Origin of the sequence: Citrobacter sp. Cpo040 (assembly GCF_030332915.1) — a bacterium.
GTDB classification, from domain to species: Bacteria; Pseudomonadota; Gammaproteobacteria; order Enterobacterales; family Enterobacteriaceae; genus Citrobacter; species Citrobacter portucalensis.
On the sequence record NZ_JAOWGX010000034.1, the window covers coordinates 941991 to 958223 of the forward strand.

Genomic DNA, 16233 nt, shown 5'->3' on the forward strand with positions numbered 1-16233 from the left:
GCCAGTAGAGTAGCAACGAGTCAGGACTGATGAAGACGTTATCTCCCGCAGTAATCACATTACCCTGGCGTCAGGACGCCGCTGAACGCTATTTTTCGACATTAAGCCATCTGCCCTGGGCGATGCTGCTGCATTCGGGTCAAGCCGACCATCCGCATAACCGCTTTGATATTCTGGTGGCGGATCCCGTCACCACGTTGGTTACACGTGCTGAAGAGACCGTAGTGCAGGACAGGCACGCAATCACGCGCTCGCTTGATGATCCAATGACGGTATTACATTCCGCGCTAGCTGCACACAAGATTCACCCCGAGTATCACCCCGATCTGCCGTTTCAGGGCGGCGCGTTAGGTCTGTTTGGCTACGACCTTGGCCGACGCTTTGAATCTCTGCCGACTATTGCTGAGCGCGATATTACGCTACCGGATATGGCCGTTGGCATTTACGACTGGGCGTTGATTGTTGACCACCAGTTGCAGACCGTATCGCTGCTCAGCCATACCGATGTCGAGGCTCGCCTGAAATGGCTCGACGCGCAACAACCGCCAACGCGTGAGCCGTTTATATTGACCTCGGCGTGGCAGTCCAATATGAGCCGCGCCCGGTACGGCGAAAAATTCCGCCAGGTGCAGGGCTATCTGCACAGCGGCGATTGTTACCAGGTCAACCTCGCGCAGCGTTTTCAGGCGCATTACGAGGGGGATGAGTGGCAGGCATTTGTCAAACTCAATCACGCTAACCGCGCCCCGTTCAGCGCGTTTATTCGTCTTGAGGAAGGCGTTATCCTCAGTCTTTCTCCGGAACGTTTTATTCTGCTGGAGAACCAGCATATCCAGACGCGTCCTATTAAAGGTACGTTGCCCAGGCTTGAAGATGCCAATGCCGATCGTGAGCAGGCCCGGCGGCTGGCGAATTCGCCGAAGGATCGTGCGGAGAACCTGATGATCGTCGATTTGATGCGTAATGATATTGGCCGCGTTGCCGTACCGGGGTCAGTACAGGTTCCGGAGCTGTTTGTCGTCGAACCGTTCCCTGCCGTTCATCATTTGGTCAGCACCATTACCGCACGTCTGCCAGAGTCATTACACGCCACCGATCTGCTACGCGCAGCCTTCCCCGGCGGCTCTATTACCGGTGCGCCGAAAGTGCGGGCGATGGAAATTATTGACGAACTGGAGCCACAAAGACGTAATGCCTGGTGTGGCAGCATCGGTTATCTGAGTTTCTGCGGCAATATGGATACCAGCATCACCATTCGCACGCTGACAGCCACAAGCGGACAAATTTATTGTTCCGCTGGCGGCGGCATAGTGGCGGACAGTCAGGAAGACGCTGAGTATCAGGAAACATTTGATAAAGTGAATCGTATTTTGCACCAACTGGAGAACTGAGACGTGGAATACAGCAGCCTGACGCTTGATGATTTTTTATCGCGCTTTCAACTCCTGCGCCCGCAGGTCAATCATGCCGCGTTAAACCAGCGCCAGGCCGCCGTACTGATCCCCGTCGTGCGTCGTCCACAGCCGGGATTGTTGTTAACCCAGCGTTCCGTTCACCTGCGCAAGCACGCAGGACAGGTCGCCTTCCCCGGTGGGGCGGTGGATAGCAGTGATGCCTCGTTAATTGCCGCCGCCCTTCGCGAGGCACAGGAGGAGGTGGCGATCCCACCTTCATGCGTAGAAGTGATCGGCGTTCTGCCGCCGGTCGACAGCGTGACCGGTTTCCAGGTCACCCCAGTGGTAGGCATTATCCCGCCTAATCTGCCGTATCGCGCCAGTGAAGATGAAGTTTCAGCAGTGTTCGAAATGCCGCTGGCCCAGGCCCTGCATTTAGGTCGTTACCACCCGTTGGATATTTACCGTCGTGGCGATTCACATCGCGTATGGCTTTCCTGGTATGAGCAATATTTCGTCTGGGGAATGACTGCCGGAATAATTCGTGAGCTGGCGCTGCAAATTGGCGTCAAACCCTGACTATACTTATCTTTACGCGCGCCATAGACAACTTGAAACTCAGGTCACAACATTAGTAAAACCGCGGTTATCTATTAGTTTAATTCATGTGAATAGTTAAGCCGATCGCCGCGTTCCCTCTTACACTATGCGCAGTTATAACATCGTTACTGGAAAGCCCAGTCGCCCTGTAGGAGTATTATCGTGATTAGTCTATTCGACATGTTTAAGGTGGGGATTGGTCCCTCATCTTCCCATACCGTAGGGCCTATGAAGGCGGGTAAACAGTTCGTCGATGACCTGGTCGAAAAAGGATTACTGGACAGCGTTACTCGTGTCGCCGTCGACGTGTATGGTTCACTGTCGCTCACGGGTAAAGGTCACCACACCGATATCGCCATTATTATGGGTCTGGCGGGCAATGAGCCTGCTACCGTGGATATTGATAGCATCCCCGGATTTATCCGCGACGTAGAAACGCGTGGACGCCTGCTGCTTGCGCAAGGTCAGCACGAAGTGGATTTCCCGCAGAATGACGGGATGCGTTTTCACAACGGCAACCTGCCGCTGCATGAAAACGGAATGCAGATCCATGCGTACAATGGCGAAACCGTCATTTATAGCAAAACCTACTACTCAATCGGCGGTGGATTCATCGTTGATGAAGAACATTTTGGTCAGGATGCCGCGGGCGAGGTCAGCGTGCCTTATCCGTTCAAATCCGCGACTGAAATGCTGGAGTACTGCAACAGCACCGGCCTGTCTCTCTCTGGCATGGCGATGCAGAACGAACTTGCTCTGCACAGCAAAAAAGAGATTGAAGAGTACTTTGGCCACGTCTGGCAAACCATGCAGGCCTGTATCGATCGTGGCATGAACACCGAAGGTGTGTTGCCGGGTCCGCTGCGCGTTCCTCGTCGTGCTTCAGCCCTGCGTCGTATGCTGGTTTCCAGCGATAAGCTGTCCAACGATCCGATGAACGTGATCGACTGGGTGAACATGTTCGCGCTGGCCGTTAACGAAGAAAACGCCGCGGGCGGTCGCGTAGTGACAGCGCCAACCAACGGTGCCTGCGGTATCGTGCCTGCGGTACTGGCCTATTACGATCATTTCATCGAGTCCGTCAGCCCAGATATCTATACCCGCTATTTCCTGGCGGCCGGTGCAATTGGCGCGTTGTACAAAATGAACGCCTCAATCTCTGGTGCAGAAGTAGGTTGTCAGGGTGAAGTGGGTGTAGCCTGCTCCATGGCTGCCGCTGGTCTGGCTGAACTGTTGGGCGCGAGTCCTGAGCAGGTGTGTGTTGCTGCTGAAATCGGCATGGAACATAACCTCGGCTTAACCTGCGATCCGGTTGCCGGTCAGGTACAGGTTCCGTGCATTGAGCGTAACGCCATTGCTTCAGTGAAGGCGATCAACGCTGCGCGTATGGCAATGCGCCGTACCAGCGCGCCGCGCGTCTCGCTGGATAAAGTCATTGAGACCATGTACGAAACAGGTAAAGACATGAACGCCAAATACCGCGAAACGTCACGCGGTGGCCTGGCAATCAAAGTTCAATGTGACTAATACTTAATTTTCGCCCATCTGCGACGGATGGGCGAATTTGCCCCCTCTCCCTCGTCTACTGTAATTTTCCCCACTACACTTGCTCTGTTGCTGTTGGCTTCTGTGACCAACGGCTTATCGGGCGGCCCGCATGCAAACAGCACAACGGATCATTAAAAATTATCGCCGGAATCGCTTAATCGTCTGCACAGTATGTGCACTACTGACGCTCATCCTCACATTAACTGTCCGATTTATTTCGGAGCGTAATTTAAATCACCGAAATATCGTCACCTTTGCCAACCATGCTGTAGAAGAACTGGATGACGTGCTTTTACCCTTGCAGACCGGACGTGATGTATTGCTGCCGTTAATTGGCCTCCCCTGCTCAGTAGCGCGTTTACCCTTAAGCAAACATGCCGCAAGACTGCAAACAGTGCGTTCTATTAATCTTATTCAAAGCGGGATCCTCTACTGCTCCAGCATTTTTGGGTATCGCAATGTCCCCATTCGCCAACTACAGTCCGAATTACCCAGCCGGGAACCGCAACTGCTGCTGTCTACTGACCATTCGCTGATAAAAGGCAGTCCGATTCTCACGCAATGGTATCCATCCTCTGCCGATGGTGAAGATGGCGTGCTGGAAATCGTCAATATCGATTTATTGTCGTCTATGTTGCTTGAACCCCAGCCGCCGCAGATCACCGATGCCAGCTTAACCGTTGGTAATCGGCATCTACTGTATGATCAAGGTGTGGTCGATACTCTGCCTAAGCTAAATGATGAAAAACGCTACCAGCTGTCATCTCAACATTTCCCGTTTACCATTAGCGTCACCGGCCCCGGTCCCAGTGAACTGGCGATTAAACATCTGCCAACACAGTTGCCGCTGGCGGTGATCCTGAGTTTATTAGTGGGCTACCTGGCATGGCTGGCAACTGCCAGCAGAATGAGTTTTTCCTGGGAGATTAATCTGGCCCTTGCTGCTCGGGAATTCGAGCTATTTTGCCAGCCGCTGCTTAATGCGCAAACCCAGCAATGCATGGGCGTGGAGATTCTTCTACGCTGGAATAACCCACGCCAGGGTTGGATCTCTCCGGAAGTGTTTATTCCCATCGCTGAGGAGCACAACCTGATTGTGCCGCTAACCCGTCATGTCATCGCAGAAACCATTCAGCAAAGACACGTTTTCCCGATGAGCAGTCAGTTTCATATTGGGATTAATGTCGCCGCCAGCCATTTTCGCCATGGCACGCTGTTAAAAGATCTCAACCAGTATTGGTTTAGCCAGCATCCCATTCAGCAGTTAGTCATCGAACTTACCGAACGAGATGCGTTACTGGATGTGGATTATCGGATTGTACGCGAGCTAAATCGCCTTGGCGTAAAACTGGCGATTGACGATTTTGGCACCGGCAACAGCTCGCTCTCATGGCTGGAAAAACTCCGCCCGGATGTGCTGAAGATCGATAAATCATTTACTTCGGCAATAGGAACAGACGCCGTTAATTCAACCGTCACAGACATCATTATCGCTTTGGGGAAAAAATTGAATATAGAACTGGTGGCGGAAGGCGTTGAAACACTGGCGCAGGCTCAGCATTTGCGCCGACACGGCGTACATTTGTTGCAAGGTTTTTTGTACGCAAAGCCAATGCCGCTGCGCGATTTCCCTAAGTGGCTGGCGGGCAGCACGCCGCCGCCCACCCGACATAACGGGCGACACAGTATGCCCGTCATGCCGTTTCGCTAAACCCGATTACTCGTCTTCGTCGTGAGCGGGTTGTTCTTTAACAATGCGAACTAAATCCACACGATAGTCATTCGCTTCGACAATCGTAATACTCAGCGGTGCAACCTCGATAACATCACCGACACGTGGAATATGGCCGTTAGCCGCAATGACTAAACCTGCCACCGTGGCGATGTCTTCGTCTTCATTCACTAACGTATCCACGTCCAGCGCCTGTTGCAACGCATGCAGATCGGTACCGCCTTTGACCAACCAACCACCTGCATCAGCTATAATTTCTGGTGTTTCATCGGCATCCGGGAATTCACCAGCAATGGCTTCTAATACGTCCAGCGGCGTGACCAGACCCTGTACTACGCCAAACTCGTTAGTGACGATAACGAAGCTACCGCGGGCACGACGCAGAACGCCTAACAGATTGATCGGGTCCAGCGTTTCCGGAACAACGATAGCCGGAGAAGCAGAGGCAATCGCCGCCACATCCACACCGTCTTCCAGCGCCACCAGCAGCTCTTTAGCACGCACGATACCGATGATTTCGTCCAGCTCGCCACGGCATACCGGGAACAGGCTATGAGGTGACGAAAGCAACTGCTCACGAATTTCCGCCACGCTCAGGTCGGCATCAACCCAGCTGATTTCACCACGTGGCGTCATAATGCCGCGTAATGAACGCGACGCCAGGGAGAGGACGCCGTTGATCATATAGCGTTCTTCTTCCACAAACGCGCCTTCCGGGACAGGAACCGGCACCGGGTTATCGGATTCCATCTGCACGCTGGCCTGACGTTTACCGCCCATCAGACGCAGGATTGCATCGGCAGTTCGTGCACGCAGCGGCAGCGTCGACTGGTGGCGAATAAAGTTACGACGGGCAATCTGGTTAAACAACTCGATGATGATCGAGAAACCAATCGCCGCATACAGATAACCTTTCGGAATATGGAAGCCAAACCCTTCGGCAACCAGGCTCAGACCAATCATCAACAGGAAGCTCAGACACAGCACCACCACCGTCGGGTGTTGGTTCACAAATCGTGTCAGCGGCTTAGAGGCCAGCAGCATCACGGCCATGGCAATCACTACTGCCGCCATCATCACTGGCAGATGGTTGACCATGCCGACCGCCGTAATCACGGCATCCAGCGAGAACACCGCATCGAGGATGACAATCTGCGTTACGACAACCCAAAAGCTCGCATACCCTTTCGTCTGCCCGGTATCATGTTCACGGTTTTCCAGCCGCTCATGCAGCTCTGTCGTAGCCTTGAACAAGAGGAAGATACCCCCCAGCAGCATAATCAGATCGCGCCCCGAGAACGCATAGTCCATTACCGTGAACAGCGGCTTTGTCAGCGTCACCATCCACGAAATCACGGACAACAAGCCCAGACGCATAATCAGTGCCAGTGACAAACCGATTAAACGCGCTTTATCACGCTGTTTCGGCGGCAGCTTATCAGCCAGGATCGCAATGAAGACCAGGTTATCAATACCCAGAACAATTTCGAGAACGACAAGCGTGAGCAAACCCACCCAAATCTGCGGGTCCATTAATAATTCCATGACAAGCTCCTGCTTAAGGAATGACCAAACTGCGCGCTGAGGATCTCAGGCGTTAAAGCGATATGCAGAGAAAATTTGTGGCAAAAAGTGCCAATCTGACAGGCTTGATACGGCCTGAAGGTGAAATGACGTCGGTGACGATCCATATGGTGGGCTACTGCCCTATACTCCTGAGTAATTAAACAGATGCTAAACATAACAGAGAGAAGCTGTTTTTAGCAAAGATTTACCTTCCTTTGCAATAAGTTGTTTCGGAGATATTTTACCCTTCGAAATTTCTTTTTATCGGAAGTTAAATTACGGATCTTCATCACATAAAATATTTTTTTCGATATCTAAAATAATTCACGAAAATCATAGGTTTTTCTTTGTAACCCTTATCTGAATCGATTCGATTGCGGACGACGATTCAAATACATCTTCACGTTGATGTGTTAACGATAATAAAGGAGGTAGCAAGTGACCATTGCTATTGTAATAGGCACACATGGTTGGGCTGCAGAGCAGTTACTTAAGACGGCAGAGATGCTGTTAGGCGAGCAGGAAAACGTCGGCTGGATCGATTTCGTTCCAGGCGAAAATGCTGAAACGCTGATCGAAAAGTACAACGCTCAGTTGGCAAAACTCGATACCAGTAAAGGCGTGCTGTTTCTCGTTGACACATGGGGAGGCAGCCCGTTTAACGCTGCGAGCCGCATTGTCGTCGATAAAGAGCATTACGAAGTAATCGCCGGTGTGAACATTCCCATGCTGGTTGAGACCTTCATGGCGCGTGATGACAACCCAAGCTTTGATGAATTAGTGGCACTGGCCGTTGAAACCGGTAGCGAAGGCGTGAAAGCGCTGAAAGCAAAACCGGTGGAAAAAGCCGCTCCTGCCCCTGTCGCGGCACCTAAAGCAGCAACCCCCGCGAAACCAATGGGTCCGAACGATTATATGCAGATCGGCCTGGCGCGTATTGATGACCGCTTAATCCATGGTCAGGTGGCAACTCGCTGGACCAAAGAAACCAACGTAACACGCATTATCGTCGTCAGTGATGAAGTTGCCGCCGATACCGTGCGTAAAACGCTGCTGACTCAGGTAGCACCTCCGGGTGTGACGGCGCATGTGGTTGATGTCGCGAAAATGATCCGCGTCTACAACAACCCGAAATATGCAGGTGAGCGTGTGATGCTGTTGTTCACCAACCCAACCGACGTAGAACGTATCGTTGAAGGTGGTGTGAAAATTACCTCCGTGAACATTGGCGGTATGGCTTTCCGTCAGGGTAAAACGCAGGTAAACAACGCAATTTCTGTCGATGACAAAGACATCGAAGCCTTCAAGAAACTCAACGAACGCGGTATTGAGCTTGAGGCCCGTAAGGTTTCTACCGATCAGAAACTGAAAATGATGGATTTGATTGCCAAGGTGAAATAATTCTCTGGCATTTACTTAGTTTTCACACTTAAGTCTGTATAGCAATAGGAGAAGTACAATGGAGATTACCACTCTTCAGATTGTGCTGGTGTTCATCGTCGCATGTATCGCGGGTATGGAGTCGGTACTCGATGAATTTCAGTTCCACCGTCCGTTGGTGGCCTGTACGCTGATTGGTGCCGTTCTCGGGGATATGAAAACCGGTATCATCATCGGTGGTACCCTGGAAATGATCGCCCTGGGCTGGATGAACATCGGTGCTGCGGTTGCACCAGATGCCGCACTGGCCTCAATTATCTCTACCGTTCTGGTTATCGCGGGTCACCAAAGCATTGGTGCCGGTATCGCGCTGGCTATCCCACTGGCAGCAGCAGGCCAGGTACTGACCATTATCGTTCGTACAATCACCGTAGCATTCCAGCACGCAGCGGATAAGGCAGCCGAAAACGGTAACCTGACTGCGCTCTCCTGGCTGCACGTATCCTCCCTGTTCCTGCAGGCTATGCGTATCGCTATCCCGGCGGTAATCGTTGCGATTTCTGTTGGTACCAGTGAAGTTCAGAGCATGCTTAACGCCATTCCGGAAGTCGTAACCGGTGGTCTGAACATCGCAGGCGGTATGATCGTAGTGGTTGGTTATGCGATGGTCATCAACATGATGCGCGCAGGCTATCTGATGCCATTCTTCTACCTCGGCTTCGTCACCGCGGCATTTACTAACTTCAACCTGGTTGCTCTGGGTGTGATTGGCGCAGTCATGGCCATCCTCTACATTCAGCTGAGCCCGAAATATAACCGCGTAGCCGGTGCACCTGCTGCGGCGGCTGGCAATAACGATCTCGATAACGAACTGGACTAGCAGGTGAGCGAAATGGTTGATATGACTAAAACTACCACCGAGAAAAAACTCACTCCGAGTGACATTCGTGGCGTGTTCATTCGTTCTAACCTGTTTCAGGGTTCATGGAACTTCGAACGTATGCAGGCGCTGGGTTTCTGTTTCTCCATGGTACCGGCTATCCGCCGCTTGTACCCGGAAAACAACGATGCACGTAAGCAAGCGATTAAGCGTCACCTGGAATTCTTTAACACCCATCCGTACGTAGCGGCTCCAGTACTGGGCGTTACGCTGGCAATGGAAGAACAGCGTGCAAACGGCGCAGAGATTGACGATGGTGCCATCAACGGTATCAAAGTTGGTCTGATGGGTCCGCTGGCAGGCGTCGGTGACCCGATCTTCTGGGGTACCGTACGTCCGGTCTTCGCCGCACTCGGCGCAGGTATTGCGATGAGCGGCAGCCTGCTGGGGCCACTGCTGTTCTTCATCCTGTTTAACCTGGTTCGTCTGGCAACCCGTTATTACGGTGTGGCATATGGCTACCGTAAAGGTGTCGATATCGTTAAAGATATGGGCGGCGGCTTCCTGCAGAAACTGACCGAGGGGGCGTCAATCCTCGGCCTGTTTGTCATGGGAGCATTGGTTAACAAGTGGACGCACGTAAACATCCCGCTGGTGGTTTCCACTATCACCGGTCAGGATGGTCAGACTCGTGTTACCACCGTGCAGACGATCCTTGACCAGCTGATGCCGGGTCTGGTTCCTCTGCTGCTGACATTCGCCTGTATGTGGCTGCTGCGTAAGAAAGTGAACCCGCTGTGGATCATCGTTGGCTTCTTCGTCATCGGTATCGCGGGCTACGCTGTCGGACTGCTCGGCCTGTAAGACTGTTGTACATCACCGGGGGCTTGCCCCCGGTTTTTCTATTTAGAGGGTTGAGGATTCATGACTATCACGGACCTGGTGCTGGTTCTATTCATCTTTTCGCTGCTGGCGTATGCCATTTACGATCAGTTCATCATGCCCCGCCGTAATGGCCCTACTCTGCTTACTGTCGCCCTGCTTCCCCGCAGCAGAGTCGACAGCGTTATCTTCCTTGGCTTGGTAGCTATTCTTATCTACAACAACATCACCAGCCACGGCGCGCAATTTACCACATGGTTATTATGTGCACTGGTATTGATGGGGTTGTATCTGTTCTGGATCCGTACGCCAAAAATCATCTTCAAGCAGAAAGGTTTTTTCTTCGCCAACGTCTGGATTGAATATAACCGCATTAAAGAGATGAATTTATCTGAAGACGGTGTATTAGTGATGCAATTAGAACATCGAAGATTGTTGATCCGCGTACGAAATATAGACGATCTTGAGAAGATATATAAACTTTTAATTTCAAATCAATAACTTATAAATATAGCCTGAACTATGTTTTTATATATCAGTATAAAACAAACATAGCCAAGGCTATATTTAACTGTCCACAATGTTATTTATTTTAACGTTTTATTTATAAATAAATCTAAATGAAAATCGTTTTCAATTAGAAGTCAAATATTATTTCTGCGTTTCTTGTTTTATATTCTCAAAATATGTTAAGGTTGCGCCCGTCGTTGGGGAGTAGCCGATTTCCAGACTCCGGAAATGTACGTGTCAACATACTCGTTGAAAAACGTGGCGCGTACGGACTGAATTTACAGGTTCAGTCAGGCGAGACCATAGGCACATCAACTGCAATGCATATCTGAATGGCGCTGTATTTATAGTGATTCCGGCCTGTATGCATGGTTACTGGGGGCAGTGATGTGTTTTATGGATACCCCGGTCAGGACGCTGTTATGAATCTCACCGCTACAGTTCTTCTCGCTTTCGGCATGTCGATGGATGCTTTCGCTGCATCAATTGGCAAAGGCGCCACACTGCATAAACCCAAATTTTCTGAAGCATTGCGTACAGGTCTGATATTCGGCGCAGTTGAAACGCTTACGCCGCTGATTGGCTGGGGCATGGGTATGTTGGCCAGCAAATTCGTGCTGGAGTGGAACCACTGGATCGCCTTCATTCTGCTGATCTTTTTAGGCGGGCGAATGATAATCGAAGGTTTTCGCGACAACGGGGATGAAGAGGAAGAACCGCAGCGCCGTCATGGTTTCTGGCTGCTGGTTACCACCGCCATTGCCACCAGTCTCGACGCAATGGCCGTCGGGGTGGGTCTGGCTTTCCTGCAGGTCAATATTATTGCCACCGCGCTGGCCATCGGCTGCGCCACATTGATTATGTCCACGCTCGGCATGATGATTGGTCGTTTCATTGGCCCGATGCTGGGCAAACGAGCAGAAATTTTGGGTGGGGTGGTGCTGATTGGTATCGGTGCCCAGATCCTCTGGGCACACTTCCACGGTTAATTCAGACGCTGCCAGACATGAATACTAAAATCGGTCTGGCAGTCAAACGTCGTTTTCTCCGCTAACGTTTTCCACACCTCCGGCTTTGCCCGCCAGGCGAACGGCGTCATTTGCAGTAACGCAACGGCCTCGCTGCCCTGAAGCTGCATCTGATACCCCAGCGCAATACTCTGTTGCAGAACAAAACCGTCCAGTTGCTCTGTGTGCGGCGCATGCAAACGCACCTCATCATAAATAAGCCCTTTCAGTTCCATTAAATGACGCGGTCCTGGCGTGGCGGTGATAACCCATCCCCCCGGTTTAACCACGCGTGCCAGCTCTTGCGCTTTACAGGGCGCGTAGATCCTGATGATGGCATCCATTGACTCATCTGCGAACGGCAGACGATGGCTGGAGGCAACGCAAAAGGTCACCTGCGGATAGCGTCTGGCTGCAGCTTTAATTGCCACTTTGGAGACGTCAAGACCAAAGGTTGTACAACCCGTCAGCGCGTCGGCAAACGCATGGGTGTAATACCCTTCCCCACAGCCAATATCCAGGATCGCTGCATCTTCTGAAGTCGACTTCTCTTTCAGCACATTCACAATCGCATCACGCAACGGTTGATAGTGCCCGGCATCAAGAAATGCCCGTCGCGCCTGCATCATCTCAGCGCTGTCACCCGGATCGCGCGATCGTTTATGCTGAACCGGCAGTAAGTTGACATACCCTTCTTTCGCCACGTCAAACTGGTGCCGCCCGGGGCAGACAAAACTGTTATTCGCTTGGGTAAGAGGCTGGTGGCAAAGAGGACAGGAAAACGACATGACAACTCCGGCAGGTGACTTAAGGGCGCAAGTGTAACGCGAATTGCGCCCTGGGAAAATAACTTACAGCGACGGCGAGGATACGTTGCTGCCGTGCATCACCAGCAGATGATCGGAGTCAGCAGGCATGCCATCCGGTTTAACGTTCTCCAGACGCAGGACATCACCCATTATCTGGCTGAAGACAGGCGCAGAGACAGCCCCACCATAATAAGCACCGTTTTGCGGATTATTGATGACGACCACCAGTGCAAATTTCGGGTCGCTCGCTGGCGCAACGCCTGCTGTATAAGCCACGTATTTATCGACATACTTACCGTCATCACCAATTTTCTTTGCCGTTCCTGTTTTAACCGCCACGCGATAATCCCTGACCGCGGCTTTAGTTCCCCCACCACCAGGTAACGCAACGCTTTCCATCATATGTTCAACCTGGTGAACCAGAGCCTCCGGCATCACTCGGGTACCGATTACCGGCGGGTCAATACGGGTAATCGAAAGGGGCCGATAGATACCAAAACTACCAATGGTTGCATATACGTGCGCCAACTGCAGCGGCGTTACCATTAATCCATAACCAAATGCAAAGGTCGCGCGATCCAAATCGCTCCAGTAGCGGCGTTGAGGCATTAAACCGCTGCTTTCACCGGTTAATCCCAGTCCGGTTGGATCGCCAAAACCAAAGCTTTTATAGGTATCCAGCAATTTTTGGACAGGCATAGCCAATGAAAGGTGCGACACGCCGGTATCGCTCGATTTCTGTAAAATCCCGGTCAGCGACAGTTCCGGGTAAAACCCGACGTCGCGAATGCGATGTCCATCAAGGTAAAAAGGATGGGTATCAATCACGCTGTCGGGTTGTACTATCCCCTGCTGGAGTGCAGTCATGATCACCAGCGGTTTAACGGTTGAACCGGGTTCAAACGTATCGCTAATTGCACGGTTACGAAAATCATCCAGTACCGCGCCATCACGATTATTGGGGTTGAAGTCAGGAAAGCTCGCCATGGACAGTATTTCACCGGTAGCAATGTTGACCAGCACTGCGGCTCCTGATTCTGCTTTATTCCACGTAACGGCATTGTCCAACGCATCTTCGGTGACCGTCTGCAGACGCTCATCGATGCTGAGCTGTAATTCGTGTGCAGGAACAGGCGTAACTTCGGTGATATTCTCAATGACATGGCCAAATTTGTCTTTACGTACCAGACGGGAGCCAGGTTTACCCATCAGCTGGTTATTAAAGCTCTTTTCCAGCCCTTCAATGCCTTGTCCATCAATGTTGGTAAAACCAATGAGATTCGCCGCTACGTGGCCTGCGGGATAGAACCGGCGGGATTCCTCGCGCAGGTTGATGCCCGGGAGATTAAGATCATCTACCCACTCAGCCTGCTGAGGGGAAATTTGTCGTGCCAGATAAATAAAACGTCCGCCAGGATTACTGTTAACGCGTTCCGCCAGCGTACTCAGTGACAAATGCAGAGTCCTTGCCAGAGCCTGCCAGCGTTCGTTGTAACCCACGCCTCCCTTGCTGATGATGGTCTTAGGATCGGCCCATACGGCGTTAACCGGAACACTTACCGCCAGCGGTCGCCCTTCTCTGTCGGTAATCATCCCGCGCGGCGAGGCAATAGTTACCTCACGTAACGAACGCATGTCTTCCTGTTTCACCAGACTCGTCGGCGTGACAATTTGCAGCCACGCAACCCGACCCAGCAGCAATCCCAGACTCAATAATATTGCCACACAAAGCAGGGCAAAACGTACGGGAGTAAAATTGCGCGCGTCGCCGTCGTTTTTCTTTTTCACCTGGTCTCCAGCAAGATAGTTTTTCAGGTGTCTGATTTAACGAGAAATGTCGTAAGAAAGCGGGGAAAACTATGCTACGAACATCACGCCTTTGCAACAAAGCGCTAATGGAAGGGCATTTAGAAATATTTAGACGTATTTTGAATTAAAAAGCCCCGCATAGGCGAGGCTTTATATCTGAGATGGTTGCGCATATGCGCTTCAAATCAGTGGTGTCGATCAGATAGCTGTTACGTTAACAGCAGCCGGACCTTTCTGGCCGTCCTGAATTTCGAACTCAACGTTCTGGCCTTCAGCCAGAGTTTTGAAGCCGTTACCCTGGATAGCGGAGAAGTGTACGAACACGTCTTTGCTGCCATCAGCCGGAGTAATGAAACCAAAACCTTTAGACTCGTTGAACCACTTAACTTGACCTTTAATCTTTGCCATTTGCAAAATTCCTTAGAGTATTTTCTTCGCCCGCAGGCATAACATAGATAAAACTGAGACATTACTGCTTGAGGCACTAATATAAGGTTCGGCAGAGAAGCGGTATTCAACGTCAACGTGTTTACTCAGGACTTCTTTACTGAAAATGCCACACATAAACAGAACTGTACCTCGTTTAACCCAAAACGTGTTATCACATACAACGTTAATAATGGCAAGCCATTTTTAAACGTGTCTCGATCGGTCGCACAAATCCCGTCGTTCATCAAACAGCAACTGCACAGTTATGCGCCACACCGAGAAGTGTTATATTCCCGCCGCTCACCCCATCCCCCGTCTGGCTTGCACCATAGCCGGGACATTTCTACCATAGCTCAATAGCTTCGGTTGTTCCAGATTAGCTGTTACAGGATGTGCCGGATATCATTTTTTATGCTTAGTAATGCATAAAATGTCACAAGCGTAAAAATGAGATCCGCCTTCTGCTTTTGCACCAAAATAATGAAAGAATGATGACAATGCACAAAAAAAGTAAGAGAAACGTTTCGCTGTTAATAAAACGATCGCTATCACAAAAATGACATAATCATATTTTTATCGTATGGGAAATTATATTTATATCAGACCGGGGATAAGATATTAATTGGTTGGAGCATCTGAAAATACTGAGTTTACACGCGTATCAGAGTGCTAATTACACGACATGTACAGAAGAAAATAATCTGGCACGTTGGTGACAGGATGAAACATCTGAGAACAAAAGCAACAGATCCTCACCCTGTCATACCGTTTTTACCGCTCAGCTACCAGGCGGATGATGTCATCATCTTCATCCTTCGCTGTGACCGCAGCAGGCTCTGCTGCTTTTTCAGGTTCGTTAGCTTCGCAAAGGCGACGGAGCAATGCGTTCTGTCTTTTTTGCTGATCTAACAATGCTTCAAGCAGCTCAATCTGCTCATTAGTACGCGAACTTGCCCGATTGACGAAAAACCACAGTACAAGCCCGACAACCAGAATCACCACCGATACAGCCAAAGACGCCAAACCCAACGCGCCAGAATTCAAAACTTCGTTCATTTCACCACCTCAATGTAGACAGCGTAGTTTACCACTGCCGCACAAGAAGGTAATCAACTGTGGCAAAAATGCGCTTACCAGGGAATAAATTTATTGATGGCACAAATACCGCTGAAAAATTGTACATCCTGATCGCACATGATGTTGAACACTTGCGCCCACATCAGTATGCATACCAGCACGACAACTATCAGCACTACCCAGCGAATTTTTTTCACTCCAGCTCCACTCTTCGAATCTACATCTTATGTCTATAAATTATCATGCGTTACCTAAACCCAGCGTTAACTGTATCGGCATTCAATCTTTTTAGGAATGATTCACTTGTTTCATCCCATGTACAGGCTAATCTAATAATAACGAGAAAAGATAAGAGGTTGTAATGCGTCTGATAATCCGCGCTATTGTGTTGTTAGCTCTGGTTTGGATCGGTTTATTACTGAGCGGCTACGGAATTTTGATTGGAAGTAAGGAGAATGCAGCGGGTCTGGGCTTGCAATGCCAATATCTGACCGCCCGCGGAACCAGCACCGCACAATACGTCCACACAAACAGCGGTATCATTGGCCTGTCGGATTGCCCTTTGTTAAGAAAAAGTACGGTCATTATTGATAACGGTTAATATAGCAAC

The 16233-nt window shown here is 50.6% G+C and carries 18 protein-coding genes; 10 read left to right on the top strand and 8 right to left on the bottom strand.

The window, feature by feature from the left end; translation table 11 throughout:
• The first annotated feature begins 29 nt into the window (after positions 1-29).
• The 4 genes from pabB to pdeD all read left to right on the top strand — a co-directional run bounded on the left by pabB (position 30) and on the right by pdeD (position 5253).
• Complete coding sequence (gene pabB, locus OGX86_RS09280) at positions 30-1391, top strand: aminodeoxychorismate synthase component 1 (RefSeq protein ID WP_286639884.1); 1362 nt, start codon at positions 30-32, stop codon at positions 1389-1391.
• Between the two features lie 3 nt (positions 1392-1394).
• Positions 1395-1973, top strand: coding sequence for a CoA pyrophosphatase (locus OGX86_RS09285; RefSeq protein ID WP_003020991.1), 579 nt, complete (start codon positions 1395-1397; stop codon positions 1971-1973).
• Positions 1974-2156: 183 nt separating this feature from the next.
• Positions 2157-3521 (top strand): L-serine ammonia-lyase, encoded by a 1365-nt coding sequence (gene sdaA / locus OGX86_RS09290; protein WP_003833765.1) that lies wholly within the window; start codon positions 2157-2159, stop codon positions 3519-3521.
• A gap of 130 nt (positions 3522-3651) precedes the next feature.
• On the top strand, positions 3652-5253 hold the full coding sequence (pdeD, locus tag OGX86_RS09295; protein ID WP_048224169.1) for a cyclic di-3',5'-guanosine monophosphate phosphodiesterase PdeD: 1602 nt from the start codon (positions 3652-3654) through the stop codon (positions 5251-5253).
• 6 nt (positions 5254-5259) lie between these two features.
• Here the strand turns inward: pdeD and yoaE are convergent, their stop codons facing one another.
• Complete coding sequence (yoaE, locus tag OGX86_RS09300; protein ID WP_008785026.1) at positions 5260-6819, bottom strand: CNNM family cation transport protein YoaE; 1560 nt, start codon at positions 6817-6819, stop codon at positions 5260-5262.
• Positions 6807-7016 (bottom strand): protein YoaL, encoded by a 210-nt coding sequence (locus OGX86_RS22830; protein ID WP_008785027.1) that lies wholly within the window; start codon positions 7014-7016, stop codon positions 6807-6809. The genes yoaE and OGX86_RS22830 overlap by 13 nt, the downstream gene beginning before the upstream one ends.
• A gap of 262 nt (positions 7017-7278) precedes the next feature.
• On the opposite strand from OGX86_RS22830, the gene manX reads away from it, so the two are divergent.
• From manX to mntP, 5 genes are all read left to right on the top strand, one after another.
• A complete protein-coding gene (gene manX / locus OGX86_RS09305) occupies positions 7279-8241 on the top strand; it encodes a PTS mannose transporter subunit IIAB (RefSeq protein ID WP_003833768.1) in 963 nt (320 codons plus the stop codon).
• Between the two features lie 58 nt (positions 8242-8299).
• On the top strand, positions 8300-9100 hold the full coding sequence (locus OGX86_RS09310; RefSeq protein WP_003021004.1) for a PTS mannose/fructose/sorbose transporter subunit IIC: 801 nt from the start codon (positions 8300-8302) through the stop codon (positions 9098-9100).
• A gap of 12 nt (positions 9101-9112) precedes the next feature.
• A complete protein-coding gene (locus OGX86_RS09315) occupies positions 9113-9964 on the top strand; it encodes a PTS mannose transporter subunit IID (protein WP_003833769.1) in 852 nt (283 codons plus the stop codon).
• A 60-nt stretch (positions 9965-10024) separates the two neighbouring features.
• Entirely contained in the window at positions 10025-10483 is a 459-nt protein-coding gene (locus OGX86_RS09320; RefSeq protein WP_048216190.1) for a DUF986 family protein, read from the top strand.
• Positions 10484-10914: 431 nt separating this feature from the next.
• Positions 10915-11481: a manganese efflux pump MntP gene (mntP, locus tag OGX86_RS09325; protein WP_003021013.1), complete on the top strand. Its 567-nt coding sequence runs from the start codon at positions 10915-10917 to the stop codon at positions 11479-11481.
• On the opposite strand, the gene rlmA is transcribed toward mntP, so the two are convergent.
• The 6 genes from rlmA to mgrB all read right to left on the bottom strand — a co-directional run bounded on the left by rlmA (position 11478) and on the right by mgrB (position 15820).
• Positions 11478-12287 (bottom strand): 23S rRNA (guanine(745)-N(1))-methyltransferase, encoded by an 810-nt coding sequence (rlmA, locus tag OGX86_RS09330; protein ID WP_048216189.1) that lies wholly within the window; start codon positions 12285-12287, stop codon positions 11478-11480. The genes mntP and rlmA overlap by 4 nt on opposite strands.
• Before the next feature lie 63 nt (positions 12288-12350).
• On the bottom strand, positions 12351-14096 hold the full coding sequence (ftsI2, locus tag OGX86_RS09335) for a peptidoglycan DD-transpeptidase FtsI2/PBP3(PARA) (protein WP_003833773.1): 1746 nt from the start codon (positions 14094-14096) through the stop codon (positions 12351-12353).
• Positions 14097-14315: 219 nt separating this feature from the next.
• Entirely contained in the window at positions 14316-14525 is a 210-nt protein-coding gene (cspE, locus tag OGX86_RS09340) for a transcription antiterminator/RNA stability regulator CspE (RefSeq protein WP_001062678.1), read from the bottom strand.
• A gap of 12 nt (positions 14526-14537) precedes the next feature.
• Positions 14538-14681: a DUF2627 domain-containing protein gene (locus tag OGX86_RS09345; protein ID WP_003034983.1), complete on the bottom strand. Its 144-nt coding sequence runs from the start codon at positions 14679-14681 to the stop codon at positions 14538-14540.
• Between the two features lie 636 nt (positions 14682-15317).
• Entirely contained in the window at positions 15318-15602 is a 285-nt protein-coding gene (locus tag OGX86_RS09350; protein ID WP_048216188.1) for a YebO family protein, read from the bottom strand.
• A gap of 74 nt (positions 15603-15676) precedes the next feature.
• Entirely contained in the window at positions 15677-15820 is a 144-nt protein-coding gene (gene mgrB / locus OGX86_RS09355; protein ID WP_003034977.1) for a PhoP/PhoQ regulatory lipoprotein MgrB, read from the bottom strand.
• A gap of 164 nt (positions 15821-15984) precedes the next feature.
• On the opposite strand from mgrB, the gene OGX86_RS09360 reads away from it, so the two are divergent.
• Positions 15985-16224 (top strand): YobH family protein, encoded by a 240-nt coding sequence (locus OGX86_RS09360; protein WP_003034975.1) that lies wholly within the window; start codon positions 15985-15987, stop codon positions 16222-16224.
• Positions 16225-16233 lie beyond the last annotated feature (9 nt).

Bases quoted from the DNA above. Each gene is read 5' to 3' on its own strand.
- OGX86_RS09360 (WP_003034975.1), top strand. From the start codon at position 15,985: ATGCGTCTGATAATCCGCGCTATTGTGTTGTTAGCTCTGGTTTGGATC.
- mntP (WP_003021013.1), top strand. From the start codon at position 10,915: ATGAATCTCACCGCTACAGTTCTTCTCGCTTTCGGCATGTCGATGGAT.
- OGX86_RS09310 (WP_003021004.1), top strand. From the start codon at position 8,300: ATGGAGATTACCACTCTTCAGATTGTGCTGGTGTTCATCGTCGCATGT.
- OGX86_RS09345 (WP_003034983.1), bottom strand. From the start codon at position 14,681: ATGTGTGGCATTTTCAGTAAAGAAGTCCTGAGTAAACACGTTGACGTT.
- OGX86_RS09350 (WP_048216188.1), bottom strand. From the start codon at position 15,602: ATGAACGAAGTTTTGAATTCTGGCGCGTTGGGTTTGGCGTCTTTGGCT.
- yoaE (WP_008785026.1), bottom strand. From the start codon at position 6,819: ATGGAATTATTAATGGACCCGCAGATTTGGGTGGGTTTGCTCACGCTT.
- cspE (WP_001062678.1), bottom strand. From the start codon at position 14,525: ATGGCAAAGATTAAAGGTCAAGTTAAGTGGTTCAACGAGTCTAAAGGT.
- OGX86_RS09315 (WP_003833769.1), top strand. From the start codon at position 9,113: ATGGTTGATATGACTAAAACTACCACCGAGAAAAAACTCACTCCGAGT.
- OGX86_RS09320 (WP_048216190.1), top strand. From the start codon at position 10,025: ATGACTATCACGGACCTGGTGCTGGTTCTATTCATCTTTTCGCTGCTG.
- pdeD (WP_048224169.1), top strand. From the start codon at position 3,652: ATGCAAACAGCACAACGGATCATTAAAAATTATCGCCGGAATCGCTTA.
- rlmA (WP_048216189.1), bottom strand. From the start codon at position 12,287: ATGTCGTTTTCCTGTCCTCTTTGCCACCAGCCTCTTACCCAAGCGAAT.
- OGX86_RS22830 (WP_008785027.1), bottom strand. From the start codon at position 7,016: ATGTTTAGCATCTGTTTAATTACTCAGGAGTATAGGGCAGTAGCCCAC.
- pabB (WP_286639884.1), top strand. From the start codon at position 30: ATGAAGACGTTATCTCCCGCAGTAATCACATTACCCTGGCGTCAGGAC.